The sequence below is a fragment of the Bifidobacterium mizhiense genome, assembly GCF_020884755.1.
Lineage (GTDB): Bacteria > Actinomycetota > Actinomycetes > Actinomycetales > Bifidobacteriaceae > Bombiscardovia > Bombiscardovia mizhiensis.
Genome location: NZ_BPWE01000001.1, coordinates 58,032 through 75,029, shown reverse-complemented (window position 1 = coordinate 75,029; position 16,998 = coordinate 58,032). Strand labels below are relative to the sequence as shown.

The window sequence follows — 16,998 nt, the reverse complement described above, 5'->3', positions numbered from 1 at the left end:
TGCCATAAGATCCATAGGGTGTATGCGGGAGGTCGGGATGATACGTGTGGGATTGACCGGCGGAATAGCGGCCGGCAAGAGCACGGTGGCGGCTCGGCTGGCTCAGGACGGGGCCAAGGTCATCGATTACGACCAGCTCTCCCACGAGGTCATCGCTCCGGGCGGATTCGGCGTGGGGCCGGTTTTGGAGCGTTTCGGCTCAGACTGCGGGGACGGCCGGGGGGGAGTGGACAGATCAGCCCTGGCGGCACGGGTCTTCGGCGGGCCGACGGCCGATCGTGATCGTAGGGACCTGGATGACATCATCCATCCGCTGGTCTATGACCTGGCCGCCAAGGCCGAGCAGCCTTGGCTGGAGAGTTCCGAGGTGGTGGTCCATGAGGTGCCCCTGCTGACCGAGGTAGGCTCAGCCATTCCTTTTCATTTCGACAAGGTCCTGTTGGTGGAGACCCCAAGCCAGGTGAGGATTGCGCGTATGGCGAATCAACGGCATATGACCAAAAGCCAGGCTGTTGAACGCATCGGTTCCCAGACCAGCAGCAGTTCGCGACGCGCCCAGGCCGATCTGTTGGTGGACGGGTCCCAGCCTATCGAACAAATGTTCGAGTCTGTTGATAGAATATACGAAGAGCTAAAGACTTTGGCCCAGGGGTCCTCGCACAGCGACTGAGGAGCCTTGGGCGAATGACGCATCCTGGAAGGGAGTTTCATGGGGTTCAACATTGAGCGGACCGACAAGCCCTTCGTGGTCAAGTCTCCCTATAAGCCCTCCGGCGACCAGCCAGAGGCCATCGAGGAACTGGCTACCCGGATCGAGAATGGCGAGAACGATGTGGTGCTCATGGGCGCCACCGGCACCGGCAAGACCGCGACCACGGCCTGGCTGATCGAGCGCCTGCAGCGGCCCACCCTGATTCTGGAACCCAACAAGACCCTGGCCGCCCAGCTCTGCGCCGAGTTCCGCGAGCTCATGCCCGACAATGCGGTCTCGTACTTCGTCTCCTACTACGACTACTACCAGCCTGAGGCCTACATTCCTCAAACAGATACCTACATCGAGAAGGACTCCAACATCAACGACGACGTGGAGCGGCTCCGGCACGCTGCCACAGCCAATCTGCTGACCAGGCGCGACTGCGTGGTGGTGGCCACCGTCTCCTGCATCTACGGCTTGGGCACGCCTGAGGAGTATGCCGGGCGTATGCTCTTCCTGCATGAGGGGGACCGGATCAATCGGGACGACCTGTTGCGCAAGTTCGTGGACATGCAGTACAAGCGCAACGACATCGCCTTCACCCGAGGCACCTTCCGGGTGCGCGGCGACACGGTTGAGATCATCCCCGTCTATGAGGAGCTGGCCGTCCGCATCGAATTCTTCGGCGACGAGATCGACCGCATCTCCACCCTGCACCCGCTGACCGGGGACGAGATAGCCCACGAGACCTCCGTGCACATCTTCCCTGCCTCCCACTATGTGGCCGGTCCCGAACGGATGGAGCGCGCCCTGAAGACCATCAAAGAGGAGCTGGACTGGCGTGTGGGCCAGCTGCGCAAGCAGGGCAAGGAGCTGGAGGCCCAGAGGCTGACCATGCGTACTACCTACGACCTGGAGATGCTCACCCAGATCGGCACCTGCTCGGGAGTGGAGAACTACTCCCGCCACTTCGACGGCCGCGAACCGGGTTCCCCGCCCCACACCCTGCTGGACTTCTTCCCCGACGACTTCCTGCTGGTCATCGACGAATCCCACGTGACCGTTCCCCAGATCGGAGCCATGTACGAGGGGGATGCCAGCCGCAAGCGGACCCTGGTCGAACACGGTTTCCGCCTGCCCTCGGCCATGGACAACCGTCCGCTCAAGTGGCCGGAGTTCCTGGACAAGGTGGGCCAGACCGTCTACCTTTCAGCAACACCGGGCGACTATGAGATGGGCCTGTCCGACGGGGTGGTGGAGCAGGTCATCCGGCCCACTGGCCTGCTGGATCCCGAGGTGGAGGTAAGGCCTGTCAAGGGCCAGGTGGACGACCTCCTGGATGAGATCAAGACACGGGTGGATCGCCACGAGCGGGTTCTGGTGACCACGCTGACCAAGAAGATGGCCGAGGATCTGACCGACTACCTGCTGGAGCGCGACATCAAAGTCGAGTACCTGCACTCTGATGTGGACACCCTGCGGCGCGTGGAGCTCCTGCGGGAGCTGCGCGAGGGCAAGATCGACGTCATCGTAGGTATCAACCTCCTGCGCGAGGGACTGGACCTGCCCGAGGTCTCCCTGGTGGCCATTCTGGATGCGGACAAGGAGGGCTTCCTGCGTTCCTACCGGTCCCTGATACAGACCATCGGCCGCGCAGCTAGGAACGTGTCCGGCAAGGTCATCATGTATGCCGATGAGGTCACTGACTCCATGGACAAGGCCATCAGCGAGACCAACCGTCGCCGGGCCAAGCAGATCGCCTACAACAAGGAGCACGGCGTGGACCCCAAGCCGCTGATCAAGAAGATCAGCGACGTCAACGACATGCTGGCCAAGGAGGATGTGGACACCCAGACCCTGCTGGCGGGCGGCTACCGCAACGCCAACAAGGCTGGCAACTCCCACCTGGGCGTGCCCCTTTATGACAAGGAGGAGGCTGACAAGCGGCATCAGGAGATCCTCCAGGCCGGTCTGCCGGCTCAGGACCTTGCCGACCTGATCCGTCAGCTGAGCGACCAGATGCACACGGCTGCACAACAGCTGCAGTTCGAGCTTGCAGCCCGTCTGCGCGACGAAATCAAGGATCTGAAGAAAGAGCTGCGGCAGATGACCGAGGCTAAAAAGTAAGTAGGCCAAAAGTAGGTTTGGCCTGTGATGCGGAGGCAAGGGCATCTCAGGCCCAACCTGCAGACCGCTGCCTGCGAGAATGCTCTGACAGACAGACGGGGGCGATGAGCACGTCATATCTTGCCGCTAAAATCAGGTGATATGTCCGAGACACCTCTGCCGTTCATGGTTGTGAGCCTGGTTGTGCTGGCCGTCTTCTTCGTGGTCGATCTTCTGGTGATCGGGCGTCGGCCGCACGTCCCCTCGACCGGCGAATGCGTGAGGCACATCGGTTTCTTCGTGGTTATGGCCCTGATTTTTGGTGCGTTGATCTGGAAGGTGGCCGGTTCCAAGCCGGCAATCGAGTTCTACTCAGGCTGGTTGACCGAGTACTCGCTCAGCATCGACAACCTCTTCGTCTTCGTCATCATCATGGGCAATTTCGCCGTGCCCCTGCGGCTTCAGCGCTATGTGCTCAGCGTCGGCATCACCATCGCTCTGCTGCTGCGCGGCGTCTTCATCCTGGCAGGGACGGCGCTGATCACCCGCTTCACCTGGGTCTTCTTCATTTTCGGCTTCTTCCTGCTCTACACCGCCTGGAACATGGTCTCCAGCAGAGGCAAGCAGGAGGAGTACCACGAGAACGGGCTGATCAGGGTCCTGCGCCGGGTCATTCCCATCACCAGCCACTACGACGGTGAGCACTTGCGGACCACCTTCGAGGGCAAGCGCTACTTCACGCCCATGCTGGTGGTCTTCCTGGCCATCGGCACCACTGATGTCATGTTCGCCTTTGACTCCATTCCGGCCATCTTCGGACTGACCAAGGATCCCTTCATCGTCTTCACCTCCAATGTCTTCGCCCTGCTGGGCCTTCAGCAGCTCTACTTCCTGCTGGGATCCCTGCTGGACAAGCTGGAGTATCTGCCCCTGGGGCTGGCTGTGGTCCTGGCCTTCATCGGGGTCAAGCTGATCATGGAGGCTCTGCACGGCAACACGCTGCCCTTCATCAATGGCGGGCAGCCCCTGGAAGCCGTGCCGGACATACCGACCTGGGCGTCCCTGCTGGTCATTGTCCTGGCCGTAGGCATCGCCGCTCTGGCTTCGATACTCAAAAGTCGTCGTCAGTCCCTTGAAACAGCCTCTCAGAGAGAAAAGTGATAAGCAATCCCTTGAACCACAAGGGATGTTAGCGCTAACGGGAAATAGTGGTTCCCATCAGGCTGAGTCTGTACAATAGAACGGTAAACAGGAAAAAGAACAGGCAGGTAGCATATGCGCAAAGCCAAGATCGTCGACACCATCGGGCCGGCTTCGGAGTCTCTGGAGAACATCACCAAGCTGGTCAAGGCCGGCATGGATGTAGCCAGACTCAACCGGTCACACGGCACCCCCGAAGATCACCTCAAGGTTTACAACAACGTCCGTCAGGCCGGCAAGGAGACTGGACGAAATGTGGCGGCCCTGGTCGATCTGCAGGGTCCCAAGATTCGTTGTGGCTGGTTCAAGAAGAACGAGCAGGGCGAAGACAAGGTCAACCTCAAGGAGGGTCAGGAGTTCATCATCACCACCGACGATGTCGAGGGTGACGAGCACATGACCTCCACCACCTTCAAGGGTCTGCCCGGGGACTGCCACCCCGGCGATCCCATCCTGATCGACGACGGCAAGGTCCGCCTGGAGGTCACCAAGGTCGAGGGCAACCAGGTCTACACCAAGGTGGTCGTGGCCGGTCCTGTCTCCTCCCACAAGGGTATCAACCTGCCTGGCGTGGCTGTGAGTCTGCCGGCGCTGACCCCCAAGGACGAGGAGGACCTGCGTTGGGGCATCCGCACCGGCGCTGACATTATCGCCATGTCCTTCGTCCGTTTCGCCACCGACATCGACCGTGCCCACGAGATCATGGACGAGGAGGGTCGCCGCATCCCCATCGTGGCCAAGATTGAGAAGCCCCAGGCTGTTGAGAACCTGGAGGAGATCGTCAAGGCCTTCGACGGCATCATGGTGGCCCGCGGTGATATGGCTGTGGAGATGCCCTTCGAGCAGGTCCCCCTGGTGACCAAACGCTGCATCGAGCTGGCCCGTCAGTACGCCAAGCCAGTCATCGTCGCCACTGAGGTCCTGGGCTCCATGGTCCATTCGCCCATCCCCAGCCGCGCCGAGGCCTCCGACTGCGCCAACGCCGTTCTTGACGGTGCCGATGCCACCATGACCTCCAATGAGACCGCCGTGGGCGAATACCCCGACACCACGGTCTCCACCATGGCCCGGATCTCCGACTACGCCACTACCCACGGCTTCGACCGCATCCCGGCCATGCACAACCTGGACATGTCCAACTCGGGTGCCGTCTCTTCCGCCGCTGTGGATCTGGCCGACAAGATCAATGCCAAGGCCATCGTGGCCTTCACCCAGACGGGCAACACCGTGCACCGGATCTCTCGCGAGCGTCCGGCTGCCCCCATCTATGCACTGACCACCAATGAGCACACCTATCATTGGCTGGCCTTGAGCTGGGGTACCGAGGCGTTCCTCTGCGGGCAGGACTATCATGACTTCACTCGCGCAGACCTGATGAACTTCGTGGACTCCACCCTGAAGAAGCAGGGCAAGGTCTCCGACGGCGACTGCCTGGTGGTGCTCAGCTGCGCCCAGGGCGAGCATGAGCCAGGTAACACCGACTGCATCTACGTCCACACCGTGGGCTCCAACGAGTGATGCTCTGATCTGCCATCTGACTGTCGATTGAGTCAGTCAGGTGGATCCTCAGATTTCCAAGATGCTGATGAAGCAGTGAACCGGTGGTCTTTCCCCTTTATCAATGCAGGGGAAGAGGCCACCGGTTCTTTGTGTGAGGGGTTTCTGCGTCAGTGCAGGTCAGACAGTCCGATTTTGGCCCGCAGGATGGCGATGGTGGTTTTGGCGTCCAGTATGGTTCCTGCAATCACCATGTCATAGGCCTCATCCACGGTGAAGAGTCGCACATTCTGGTGGGGGGTCTCTGGTGCCAGGCTGGCCGGCTGGACCGGGGTCAGGCCTTCAGCATAGAAGAGCGTGGTGTGCTGGGTGGAGAAGCTGGGGGTGTTGATGAACCTCGCGAATTGGTTAAAGGAGGCAGCCTTGTATCCGGCCTCCTCGCGCAACCGCCTGGTGGCCACATCGATGGGGGCTTCCTTGTCATTGAGCGGATGCCCGGCCGGCAGCTCAAGGGTCCAACGGTGGGTGGGCAGACGGTACTGCTCGACCAGGGGTATCCGTCCGTCGTCGGTGATGGCCAGGACGGCGATGGTGTCTCCATGCTTCTCGCTGACGATGCTGCGATCGAAGGTCTGATTGTCGCTGGATTCAAAGGTGACCCTGTCGACGCTGAAGTAGTGGCTGTCCATAATCTGCTTGCGGGCCTTCTCCTGGACGGGGGAGGTGCGCCAAGGATCGAACCGTCGATAGATCTGAGTGGTCATCATGCTCTCCTTCGACTGCTGATGTGCCTGAATACATAACTGTCTTCATTCTAAGGCAGAATCAACACGAATAACCTTGCGTCGTCGCCAAAGTATGGTAGATTCTCTGTGGTGATGAAAAGCCCCCGTATCCCAATTGGTAGAGGAAACGGCCTCAAAATCCGTGCAGTGTGAGTTCGAGTCTCACCGGGGGCACGATAAAGCGAACCCCATCCGTCTCTCATCGGTTTTCGCTGAAGCGCGGATGGACTTTCAGGAAACGAGGTTGAAAGTGGCTTCAGAGAGTAAGAACCGCAGCGATTCCCCCGAAGGGCGGACCGTGGTTGTGGCGGAGGACGAGGCTTTGATCAGGCTCGATACCGTCGAAGCTCTCGAGGATGCCGGCTATGACGTGGTCGGTCAGGCGGCCAGCGGCCAGGAGGCCATTGATCTGACCCGCGAGCTGAGGCCCGATGTAGTCGTGATGGACGTGAAGATGCCCGGCACAGACGGCATTACCGCTGCCACTGAGATCGGCAAGGAGAACCTGGCCCCAGTGGTTATGCTGACGGCTTTCTCCCAGCAAAGCCTGGTCGAGAAGGCGGCTGATGCTGGAGCCATGGCCTACGTGGTCAAGCCCTTCGCTCCGGAAAAGCTGCTGCCGGCCCTTGAGGTGGCTATCTCCCGCTTTGACCAGATCAACGCCCTGAAGGACGAGGTCACCGACATGAAGGCCCGTTTCGAAGCTCGCAAGCGGGTGGATCGGGCCAAGGGTCTGCTCATGGAGAGCATGGGCATGACCGAGTCCGAGGCCTTCCGCTGGATCCAGAAGACCTCCATGGACCGCAGGCTGACCATGCAGGAGGTGGCCGACGTGGTCATCAACAACGTGGCCAACCAGAACGACCGTTAGCCCTCCTATGGAAGACCAGACGAAGAAGCAGGACAAGGACGGCCGCACCCTGCTGGTCGTCGATGGACATTCGCTGGCCTTCCGGGCCTTCTATGCCCTTCCCGTCGAGAGTTTCACCACTTCGACAGGGCAGCCAACCAACGCGGTATGGGGCTTTGCCACCATGCTGGCGGATGTTATGGCCAAGGAGAAGCCCACCCACATGGGTGTGGCCTTTGATGTCAAGGGCGGCACCTTCCGCAATGCCATGCTGCCCCAGTACAAGGGCACTCGTGAGGCCGCCCCCAAGGAACTGCTGAGCCAGTTGCCGCTGATCCAGGACCTGCTCAAGGGACTGGGCATCACCTATATTGAAAAGCCCGGCTATGAAGGCGATGACATCATCGGCACGCTGGCCACCATGGGGGAGCAGGCCGGATTCAAGACCCTGGTCCTGTCGGGCGACAGGGACGCTTTCCAGCTGGTGGACGACGACATCACCGTGCTTTACCCCGGCCACCATTTCAAGAACCTCAAGCACATGACCCCCCAGGCCATCATGGATCGCTACAAGGTGACCCCGGAGCAGTATCCCGATCTGGCCGCCATGCGCGGGGAGGGGGCCGACAACATCCCCGGCGTGCCGGGTGTGGGCGACGGTTATGCCGCCAAGTGGATCAACAAGTACGGATCGCTGGATTCCATTCTGGAGCACGCCGACGAGATCGGTGGCAAAAAGGGCCAGGCCCTGGCGGAGAACGCCGACCAGGTGCGGCTCAACCGGAAGGTCAACGCCCTGGTGCGCGACTTGGACCTGGGTGTGAAGGTGGAGGATCTGCGTTTCGGCACCATCCACACGGATCAGGTTCTGCCCATCTTCGAGCAATTGCAGTTCGGCCCCCAGACCCGCAAAAAGATTCTGCGTGGATTCAACACGGTTGCCGATTACGATTACTCTTCAGCCTCGGCACTGGTCGATGTCAGCAACAAACAGGAGGAGTTCGTCCAGCCCGAGCGCGATAAGGCGGAGTCCGCCGACCAGCTGCGAGATTGGTGCGAGAAGCATCTGCCGGACAAGGCCCTTTGCCAGCGTTCGGCGGACCATGTCAAGGCCATGGCCGATTCCTTGGACAAAATCAAGGACATCGGCGACTCCGACCAGAATGCCATGCGCTGCAGCGAGGCCATGAAGGAGCACTGGGTTCTGCACGCCATCGGCTGGGCCAAGCATGGCGACTATGGCCTGGAGGAGCTGGCCATTCTCTCCATGGACGGGCACGGCCTGGTCCTCATGGCAGAAGACATAGACGAAGATATGCGTGGGGCCATCCAGGAGATGATCGACCAGCGGATCGGCACCTGCGTGGTCCATGGCTACAAGGAGCACCTGCACCTCTTGGAGAGCCAGGGGTTGCACATGCCTCTGCCCCTGTTCGACACCAAGCTGGCAGGCTACCTGGCTGAACCTGATTTTCACGCAGACAACCTGGAGCAGGCCGTTGCCCATTTCCTGGCCATTCCCGTGGAGGAGGAGCCTGAGGCCACCCAGGGGGCCCTGGCTCTGGACGGGCGAGAGGACGAGGACGAACGCCGACGGGGAACCCGGATTCTTCGCCAAGCGCAGTACGTCATGATGGTTTCCGAGCGTCTGCAGGAGTTGATGGACGAGCGTCACCAGTACGGCCTGCTGCGTACCATAGAGTTGCCCACCTCCGCAGTCCTGGCGCAGATGGAGACCGAGGGCGCCAAGGTGGACGATGCCCGCCTGAAGGAGATGCACGACCGGTTCGCCGCCGAGGCCCGCCAGGCCCAGGAAATCGCCTGGGATAGGGCCGGCAGCCGTGTCAACCTGCAGAGCCCCAAGCAGCTGAGCAAGGTGCTCTTCGACGACATGGGCCTGGTGCCCACCCACAGGACCAAGACCGGCTCCTATTCGACCAACGTCTCGGTCCTGCAGGACCTCTACATCAAGTCGGTCAACAACGAGCGTGCCAACGACTTTCTGGGGGCCCTGCTCAAGCACAGGGAGACCAACAAGCTCAAGCAGATCGTGCAGACCCTGCGCGAGGCGGTCAATCCCCGGGATGGACGGCTGCACACCACCTACGAGCAGACTGTGGCCGCCACTGGACGCCTGAGCTCGGTGGATCCCAACCTACAGAACATCCCCAACCGGGATGCCCGGGGCCGCGAGATCCGTTCGGCCTTCGTGCCAGGCAACGGATACGAGGCCTTGCTCTCTTCGGATTACTCTCAGGTGGAGCTGCGGATCATGGCCCACCTTTCCGGGGATCAGGCCCTGATTGACGCCTTCAAGTCTGGCGCGGACTTCCACCGGTATGTGGCCAGCCTGGTCTATGACATCCCCATGGAGGAGGTCACCGGAGACCAGCGCTCCCACGTGAAGGCCATGAGCTATGGGCTGGCCTATGGACTGAGCACCTATGGCCTGGCCCAGCAGCTTAAGATCAGCCCGGCTGCGGCTGACGTGCTGCGTGCCAAGTACTTCGCCACCTTTGGCAAGGTTCATGAGTACCTGGAGTCCCTAGTGGCCGATGCCCGGGAGAAGGGTTACACCGAGACCATGTTCGGGCGGCGACGCTACTTCCCTGGGTTGCGCTCCAAGCGCCGTCCCACCCGCGAGGCCTCCGAGAGGGCCGCCCTGAATGCGCCCATCCAGGGGTCGGCTGCCGACATCATGAAGATCGCCATGATCAAGGCCAGCCGTGCCTTGTCCGATCAGGGGCTGAAGAGTCGCATCTCCTTGCAGATCCACGATGAATTGCTGGTGGAGATCGCTCCCGGCGAGACCGATAAGGCCACCAAACTGGTCAAGGATTCCATGGAACATGCCGTTGAATTGGCCGTGCCCCTGGATGTATCCACCGGCATCGGCCAGGACTGGGAGCTGGCTGCTCACTGACCTGACGTGGGTGGCCTAGGACTAGCCCAGTAGGATCCGAGGAGGGATCGTCATGCCTGATGAACAGGATGAGGTTCAGAGGCCTTCGGTGCCCCTGGGCCAGGTGGTGGATCTGCTGGAGGGGCTCTACCCTCTGGACTATGCGGAGGACTGGGATCATCCGGGTTTGGTGGCAGGGGATCCGTCCTGGCCAGTCAGACGGATCTGGTGCGCTGTGGACCCTCGGCCTGATGTGGTTCAGGAGGCTCTGGACCACAAGGCCGACCTGCTGATCACTCACCATCCGCTTTTCTTCAGATCGGTCCACCAGGTTTCCGGTCTGGACTTCCGCGGGGATATGATAACCAGACTGATCGAGGGCCACTGCGGGCTCTGGGTGGGGCATACCAACGCTGATGCTGCTTACCGTGGTGTGGCCCAAGCCGCTGCCGATGCTCTTGATCTGCAGGAGGCACAACCGCTGTCTCCTCAATCGGTCTCAAACCGCGATCTGCACGCCGATCAGGGGATCCAGGTAGGCCTGGGTCGTTGGGGACGGCTTCCCAAGCCCATGCCATTTGAGGATTTGGTCCATACCGTGGCGGGCCTTTTGCCAAAGACGGCTCTGAGTGTTCAGGCGGTTGGTCCGTCCCTGGCCATGGTCTCCACTGTCGCCCTGCTGCCCGGCTCGGGTGACTCCGAGTTCGACCTGGTTCGGTCTACGGGGGCCGATGTCTACATCACCAGCGATTTGCGCCATCACCCTGCCACGGATGCCTACCAACAGGCCCTCTATGAGGCCCGGATGGCCGGTCGGCCCAGTCAGCCCAGACCTATGCTGATCAACACACCGCATTCGGCAATTGAGAGCCTCTGGTTCCGCTATGCCAAGGGAGACATTGCCAGGGCCCTGGAGACGGCTACCGGTGTTCGCCCGCAGGTGGAGGTCTCATCCATCGTTACCGATCCCTGGACCATGGTGGTGCGTTGACGGCTGAGGGTTGATGGTTGAGGAGGACTGATTTCATGAGCGATGAAGCACAGGATCTGCAGGCACGATTGGCCGCCAGACTGGATGGCCGCGATGGTCAGGGACCCAAGGGTATCGATATGATCCGCGCTCCCGAGCTGATGGATGACAGGGAGGTTTTTCGCGGCCCGATATTCGTTATCGACCAGCAGCAGGTGGTCATGTTCAGGCGTGACGGTTCCAAGGAAACCATCGATCGGCAGCTCATCCGTCACGACCCCTGCGTGGTCATGCTGGTACACGACTGCGCTGCCGATGCCTATCTGCTGACCCGCGAGTACCGGGTGGGTGCCCAGGCCTATGTCTTTGGCCTGCCGGCCGGCTTCATCGACCCGGGGGAGAGCCCCGCCAAGGCCGTCCTGCGCGAGCTGCGTGAGGAAACCGGTCTGGTGCCCGGGCCAGAGGGTGCGCCGGGCTCAGAAAGCCACCTGGATCCGGAGGATGGTTGGATCGATGCCGCTCCCGATGTCTACTCCTCCCTGGGTATGAGCGACGAGCTTGGCCACATCGTGGTCCTGCATCTGCGTCGCTGGCATCAGGGATCCACCGACTTCGACCCGGGCGAGCATGTCCAGTCGGCCTGGGTCTCCTGGCAGGAGCTTTGTGCAGCGGGAGTAGCCGATGCCAAGGCAGTGGTGGCCATTCAGCATGAAGCCATCCGTCGCCTGCAGAAGGATTAAGGTTCAGGCATCAAGGCCTGTGATTGGACGAGCAGAACATACCGGTGGTATGATAAGTTCTTGTCAGGAAAGATGGTCATGTCAGAATGATCAGGCATTGTTGCGCTGACAGGGAGAGGAGCACTGCATGGGCACACCGAAGGATCCCGAAGGACATCGCAATCAGATCCTCGATGTAGCCCAACGGCTCTTCCTGGAAAAGGGTTACGACGGAACCAGCATCCAGGACATCGTCGATGGCCTGGGTGGCATGACCAAGGGAGCGGTCTACTACCATTTCCCATCCAAGACGGCTATTTTCCACGCGGTCACCGAGCGTATGGCCTCGTCCTCATCCCAGGGAGACTGGCTGGGGGACTGGCCTGGCGAGACCGGGTTGGAGAAGCTGCGCAACGAGCTGATTGCCTCCCTGTCGGCATACTCGCGTCTCGATGTCACCTTCTCCGCCAGAACCCTGCTGAAGAGCCCCCGCATGGTGGGACAGATGTACCTGAAATCCATGGACAGGATTGTGGACGTGATCACTCCTTATGTCCGTGAAGGTGTGGAAGACGGCTCCATCGCCCCATGCAATCCTGAGGATCTGGCCCAGGTGCTCTACATCCTGCTCAACATGTGGATAGGGATTCGATTCTCGACCATGACCCGGGACCAGGTGGTCTCCAAGTTCACCCTGTTGGCGGATATGCTCGAGGGAATAGGGGCGCCGGTCATTGATGATCGGGTTATTCGCGCGGCCGTGCATTTGCACGCACATCTGAAGAGCAATCCTTTGACTGCCACCAGCGGGGAGTCCACACAAGAGGAATCTGACAAGAATCAGGATCAAGGGATCTCTTAGAGCCGATAGATTTCTTAAGGCCAAGAGGGCTCCGGCTACTAGCAAGATTCGGGCACTCAACGAGTGATGGTTTTTGTTTCCAACAAACATACCAATGGTATTTTTGAAGGGAGTTTTATGCAGGTGCTGGAGGCGGACGGTATTGTCCAAGTATTTGAAGGCAGGGAGGTGCTGTCCGGACTGGATTTGACCCTGGGGCAGGGCGAGATTCTGGGCTTGCTGGGTGCCAACGGGGCTGGCAAGTCCACGCTGTTGAAGATCCTGACCGGAATGCAGAGGCCTGTCGGCGGTCGGATCCGCTTTCTGGGGAGGCCTCTGAGCGAAGACTACCCGGGCAATCTGGCCAGGATGGGAGCGTCCATCAACGAGCCGGTCTTTTATGAGTCCCTCAGCGCTAGGGAGAATCTTGAGATTGATCTGACCTACCTGGCATTGGCAAACCGGGAGCATAGGGATGACGAGCCCACTGGAATCATTCAACTCTTGGAGAAGGTCGGATTGGCCGCCGATTCAACCACGCCTGTCGGCAGATATTCCATGGGCATGAGGCAGAGGTTGGCCCTGGCCAGGTGCATGGGCCATCATCCTGACCTTTACCTATTGGACGAGCCACTCAACGGACTGGACCCTGTGGCAATCGGACAGCTGCGAAACAGTCTGCGAAGTCTGGCAGCCCAGGGGAGTGCGATTCTCCTTTCCAGCCACATTCTCTCCGAGGTGCTGCGCACAGCCGACCGCGTCATGGTCGTGGCGGACGGCAGAGTCAGCCTGCGGGCCATCGTGCCGGAACTGCTCAATCAGGGCCAGGAGGCCGCCGAGCGAACCCTGATCAAGGCTATGGAAGGCTGATATGAAGACGCTGTTGAAATTGGAACTGAAAAAGACAAGGCTTTGGCCCTGCATCTTCGGAGGACTGGCGGTAGTAGCCGCAGCCTTGGCCTTGGGAGGCATGTTCCTGGCCATTGGCCACACGAGCGGACGGTCTGATCCTAGGCTGTCCAGTCTGGTCTTCGTGCTGCAGATGGCCATGGTCATCCTTCTGGTGGGCTTCTCCCTGGTGGCCATTGCCCTCTGCAACCTGGTCTTCATTGAGCCCTATACGGGGAGGAGCCTGGCGCTCACCCTCTCATGTCCGATATCGCGAGGTCGAATCCTGCTGGCCAAGCTGGTTTTCGTCGGCCTCTTTACGGCGCTCTCCTACTTGGTTGGGACGGCTATCACTCTGACTGTCATCTTGCTGATCGACCGTCTTGTAGGTTCGCTTGGAACGGGCTCGCCAGGCAGTCTGCTCGGACAGGTTCTCCTCATGCTGGTTACTAGCCTTGCCGGACTGGTGGGGTTGGTTGGCATCGCCCTTTCTATAGGCTTCTGGAAGCGCTCGCTGCCCGTCATGTTCGCAGTCCTGCTCCTGCTGGACGCTGTAGTGGGCAACCTGCTCTCCCTATCCCCACTACTGTCTGCTCTGCTGCTTCTGATCATCTTTCTGGCCTCCCTGCCGGCCTGGTGGTTGCTTCATCGGACCCTCATGAAGATCGAACTGCCCTGATCGACGGCTGACCATGCAGGAGCTTCTGAAGAACAAGCCTTTCGTGACTATGGTTCTGGCCAGTCTGTTGAATACGGTCGGAGGCGAGCTCTTCAACATCGTCTTCATCGTCTATGCCCAGACCATGCCCTTTGCCGGACTGGCCGTCTCCATAGCCTCAATGGCCTGGGTGGCTCCAGCCCTGACGGCCATCCTGACCGGATACCTGGCCGACAGGACCGTGCACAAGACACGGATGCAAGTCACAATCAAGTCGGTTCAGGTGTGTATCTATCTGGTTATGGCCATACTGATAGGCAGGTCCAAGAGCCTGCCCGTCTTCCTGCTGCTGGTGGCCATGGACATGGCATCTTCCATGCTCGAGGGGTATGCAGGCAGTCTGTGGATGCCTGTCCTCAAACATCTGGTTCAGCCGGGCCAGCTTCACCAGGCTACTTCGATCACCTCTGCTACCTCCAGCGTTGCGGCTGTCATCAGTGCAGGTGGAGGCGCAGTGTTGATTGCCCTCCTGGGCAACAGATTCGCTATATTTGCGCTGATCAACGCCCTTACCTTCCTCCTGGCGGGGATTCTCGTTGCTGTTGGCTATAGGGAATTCGTCAGGACGGAGGTCTCAGTCAATGGCTCACCTGTGGGCGAGCATGTGGGACTAGCATCCAGCCTCCATGTGACCTTGGGGGAGTTCCGCCACTCCGCCTTTCTGGTTCTGATGGTGGGTTTCGGATGCATGGTCAACCTTCTGGGGACGGCCCTGCAACCCCTGCTCAATCTAGGGCTGATCTCTATGCCCGAAGTCTGGTGGGGAAGCTACGGCACGACCATAGCCTCCGTCAACGGCATCTCCTCTCTGGGACTCATTCTCGGCGCACTCCTTGCCGCGGATCCTCTCAGGCGGTTGCCTATGGCCCACCTGCTGACCGGCGTCATGGCCGCAGCTGCCGTAGTAGGGGTCAATCTGGTCTGGCTGCGCATTCCTGCCCTACTGTTCTTTCCTCTTCTGGCCATGAACTATCTTCTGGGCAAGATCAACCCTCGGTTCATGACCATGCTCATCAGCACGGTGGCCGAGGACCACTTGGCCGCAACTATGGGAGTGGTGCAGACTGTCATGATGATCGGGGCGCCTCTGGGGCAGATGGTCTTTCTGACGCTGGGTAATCTGGTCGGCATCCCCATCACCATGTCTATTTATGCGAGCCTGACGGGCCTTCTTGCTCTGGCGATTTTCCTTACTGGATTACTGGGCATGAATGCCAAGGATCCGACTCCCGAAATGGGACGAAAGCGAAAGTCGGGCTAGCCGGATTTGAACCGGCGACATCCTGCACCCAAAGCAGGCGCGCTACCAAGCTGCGCTATAGCCCGGCGCCCATCGGTATCACCGTATGGGCACAATGTATCAATATAGCACAGGGTCGGGTCCCGGCTGATCCCGCGAGGGTGAGCAGGGAGCGCGAACAGCTCTGCGCCTGTGGTTACCATGGTGACCATGACAGTGGAAGAGACATGGGCGGCGCCGTTGGCGGATGGTCCCTTGGATGCAACGGTGACCATACCGGGGAGCAAGTCCCTCTCGAACAGGTATCTGATTCTGGCGGCCCTGGGAAGTCGTCCGGTCAGGCTGACAGGTTTGCTCAGATCGCGTGATACGGACCTGATGATCGGGGCCCTGAAGGCCCTCGGCGTGGACTGTCGGGTTGATCCGGACGACCCTACGAATGTAATGGTCATTCCACCGTCAGGCGGACGTTTCCGTGGCGGTGCCCGGGTAGACTGCGGACTGGCTGGAACCGTTATGCGCTTCGTGCCGGGCCTGGCCATGCTGGCTGATGGCCCCACGCACTTCGATGGAGACCAGCAGGCCTATCGGCGCCCTATGAGACCCCTCTTGGACGGCCTGACCCAGCTGGGAGCCAAGATCGAGTACCTGGGCCAGGAGGGCTTCCTGCCCTTTGTGCTCACACCCCCGGATCGCCTGGTGGGCAGGGAGGTGACTATAGACTCCTCGGCATCCTCCCAGTTCATTTCCGGCCTCCTGCTGCTGGCTGCCAGGGCTGATGGCACTATGACCATCGTCCACTCTGGTCAGCATCTGCCCAGTCTTCCGCACATCGCCATGACCGTTGACGACCTGCGTCAGGCCGGAGTCCAGGTTCAGGCCAATCCCGATCTCTGCAGGTGGAGCGTTGAAGGCAGGGGATCTGCTGGGACGCAGCTGCCCGATCGGGTCCAGGTGGAGCCCGACCTGTCGAATGCAGCCCCCTTCCTTGGAGCAGCCCTGATAGGAGGCGGGCAAGTCAGTGTGCCCAACTGGCCAGAACGGACCACACAGCCAGGTGGCTTGCTGCCCGAGTATCTGAAAACCATGGGCGCGAAGGTAGACATGGTTCCTGATGGGCAGGGTGGCGCCACCTGCCGGGTGACCGGGGGGGAAGCCATTCATGGACTCGGCGACTTCGACCTGTCCCCAGCAGGGGAGATCGTTCCCTCTATTGCGGCCATCCTGGTCTTTGCCGATGGACCCAGCCGACTGCACGGCATTGGCCACCTGCGTGGTCATGAGACCAACCGGCTGAAAGCACTGGCCACCGAAATCAGCAGAATAGGCGGCCAGGCCCGTGAGCTGGACGATGGCCTGGCCATCGAGCCCGTGCCTGTGCACAGTATGCACGGGGCCGTCATGGAGACCTATGCCGATCATCGCATGGCCACCTTTGCCGCCATGATCGGGCTCAGAGTACCTGGTATTCGGGTGCGAAATATCGGCACCACTGCCAAGACCATGCCCGACTTCCCGGGTATGTGGAAGCGAATGCTGGCAGGCGAGGGCCAAGGCTGAACCATAGCGATTCGAGCGAAAGGAGCCG

The 16,998-nt window shown here is 60.4% G+C and carries 14 protein-coding genes and 2 tRNA genes; 14 read left to right on the top strand and 2 right to left on the bottom strand.

Annotated elements, in window-relative coordinates:
• Positions 1 to 22: 22 nt before the first annotated feature.
• The 4 genes from coaE (at position 23) to pyk (ending at position 5,518) form a co-directional block, all read left to right on the top strand.
• Entirely contained in the window at positions 23 to 670 is a 648-nt protein-coding gene (gene coaE / locus LPC22_RS00330) for a dephospho-CoA kinase (protein WP_229131606.1), read from the top strand.
• Between the two features lie 39 nt (positions 671 to 709).
• Positions 710 to 2,821, top strand: a complete 2,112-nt coding sequence (gene uvrB, locus LPC22_RS00325) for an excinuclease ABC subunit UvrB (RefSeq protein ID WP_024627353.1) — start codon at positions 710 to 712, stop codon at positions 2,819 to 2,821.
• A 141-nt stretch (positions 2,822 to 2,962) separates the two neighbouring features.
• Positions 2,963 to 3,961, top strand: coding sequence for a TerC family protein (locus LPC22_RS00320; RefSeq protein WP_229131605.1), 999 nt, complete (start codon positions 2,963 to 2,965; stop codon positions 3,959 to 3,961).
• 114 nt (positions 3,962 to 4,075) lie between these two features.
• Positions 4,076 to 5,518 (top strand): pyruvate kinase, encoded by a 1,443-nt coding sequence (gene pyk, locus LPC22_RS00315; protein ID WP_229131604.1) that lies wholly within the window; start codon positions 4,076 to 4,078, stop codon positions 5,516 to 5,518.
• Positions 5,519 to 5,667: 149 nt separating this feature from the next.
• Here the strand turns inward: pyk and LPC22_RS00310 are convergent, their stop codons facing one another.
• Entirely contained in the window at positions 5,668 to 6,261 is a 594-nt protein-coding gene (locus LPC22_RS00310) for an NUDIX domain-containing protein (RefSeq protein WP_024627356.1), read from the bottom strand.
• Between the two features lie 121 nt (positions 6,262 to 6,382).
• Between LPC22_RS00310 and LPC22_RS00305 the strand changes: the two genes are divergently transcribed.
• From LPC22_RS00305 to LPC22_RS00265, 9 genes are all read left to right on the top strand, one after another.
• Positions 6,383 to 6,456: transfer RNA gene (locus LPC22_RS00305), tRNA-Leu, on the top strand.
• 49 nt (positions 6,457 to 6,505) lie between these two features.
• Positions 6,506 to 7,153: an ANTAR domain-containing response regulator gene (locus tag LPC22_RS00300; RefSeq protein ID WP_015021953.1), complete on the top strand. Its 648-nt coding sequence runs from the start codon at positions 6,506 to 6,508 to the stop codon at positions 7,151 to 7,153.
• A 7-nt stretch (positions 7,154 to 7,160) separates the two neighbouring features.
• Positions 7,161 to 10,055, top strand: coding sequence for a DNA polymerase I (gene polA, locus LPC22_RS00295; protein WP_229131603.1), 2,895 nt, complete (start codon positions 7,161 to 7,163; stop codon positions 10,053 to 10,055).
• A gap of 52 nt (positions 10,056 to 10,107) precedes the next feature.
• On the top strand, positions 10,108 to 11,025 hold the full coding sequence (locus LPC22_RS00290; RefSeq protein ID WP_229131602.1) for a Nif3-like dinuclear metal center hexameric protein: 918 nt from the start codon (positions 10,108 to 10,110) through the stop codon (positions 11,023 to 11,025).
• A gap of 35 nt (positions 11,026 to 11,060) precedes the next feature.
• The gene (locus LPC22_RS00285; RefSeq protein ID WP_229131601.1) at positions 11,061 to 11,744 is read left to right on the top strand and encodes an NUDIX hydrolase; all 684 of its coding nucleotides are present in this window, start codon (positions 11,061 to 11,063) and stop codon (positions 11,742 to 11,744) included.
• Positions 11,745 to 11,871: 127 nt separating this feature from the next.
• Positions 11,872 to 12,585 (top strand): TetR/AcrR family transcriptional regulator, encoded by a 714-nt coding sequence (locus LPC22_RS00280; protein ID WP_229131600.1) that lies wholly within the window; start codon positions 11,872 to 11,874, stop codon positions 12,583 to 12,585.
• A 117-nt stretch (positions 12,586 to 12,702) separates the two neighbouring features.
• Positions 12,703 to 13,434, top strand: a complete 732-nt coding sequence (locus tag LPC22_RS00275; RefSeq protein ID WP_229131599.1) for an ABC transporter ATP-binding protein — start codon at positions 12,703 to 12,705, stop codon at positions 13,432 to 13,434.
• 1 nt (position 13,435) lies between these two features.
• Complete coding sequence (locus LPC22_RS00270) at positions 13,436 to 14,131, top strand: ABC transporter permease (protein ID WP_229131598.1); 696 nt, start codon at positions 13,436 to 13,438, stop codon at positions 14,129 to 14,131.
• A 13-nt stretch (positions 14,132 to 14,144) separates the two neighbouring features.
• The gene (locus LPC22_RS00265) at positions 14,145 to 15,431 is read left to right on the top strand and encodes an MFS transporter (protein ID WP_229131597.1); all 1,287 of its coding nucleotides are present in this window, start codon (positions 14,145 to 14,147) and stop codon (positions 15,429 to 15,431) included.
• Here LPC22_RS00265 and LPC22_RS00260 read toward each other — a convergent pair.
• Positions 15,423 to 15,496 (bottom strand) — tRNA-Pro (locus LPC22_RS00260). The two genes, LPC22_RS00265 and LPC22_RS00260, sit on opposite strands and share 9 nt — an antisense overlap.
• 118 nt (positions 15,497 to 15,614) lie before the next feature.
• On the opposite strand from LPC22_RS00260, the gene aroA reads away from it, so the two are divergent.
• Positions 15,615 to 16,970 (top strand): 3-phosphoshikimate 1-carboxyvinyltransferase, encoded by a 1,356-nt coding sequence (gene aroA / locus LPC22_RS00255; protein ID WP_373312871.1) that lies wholly within the window; start codon positions 15,615 to 15,617, stop codon positions 16,968 to 16,970.
• Positions 16,971 to 16,998: the final 28 nt, after the last annotated feature.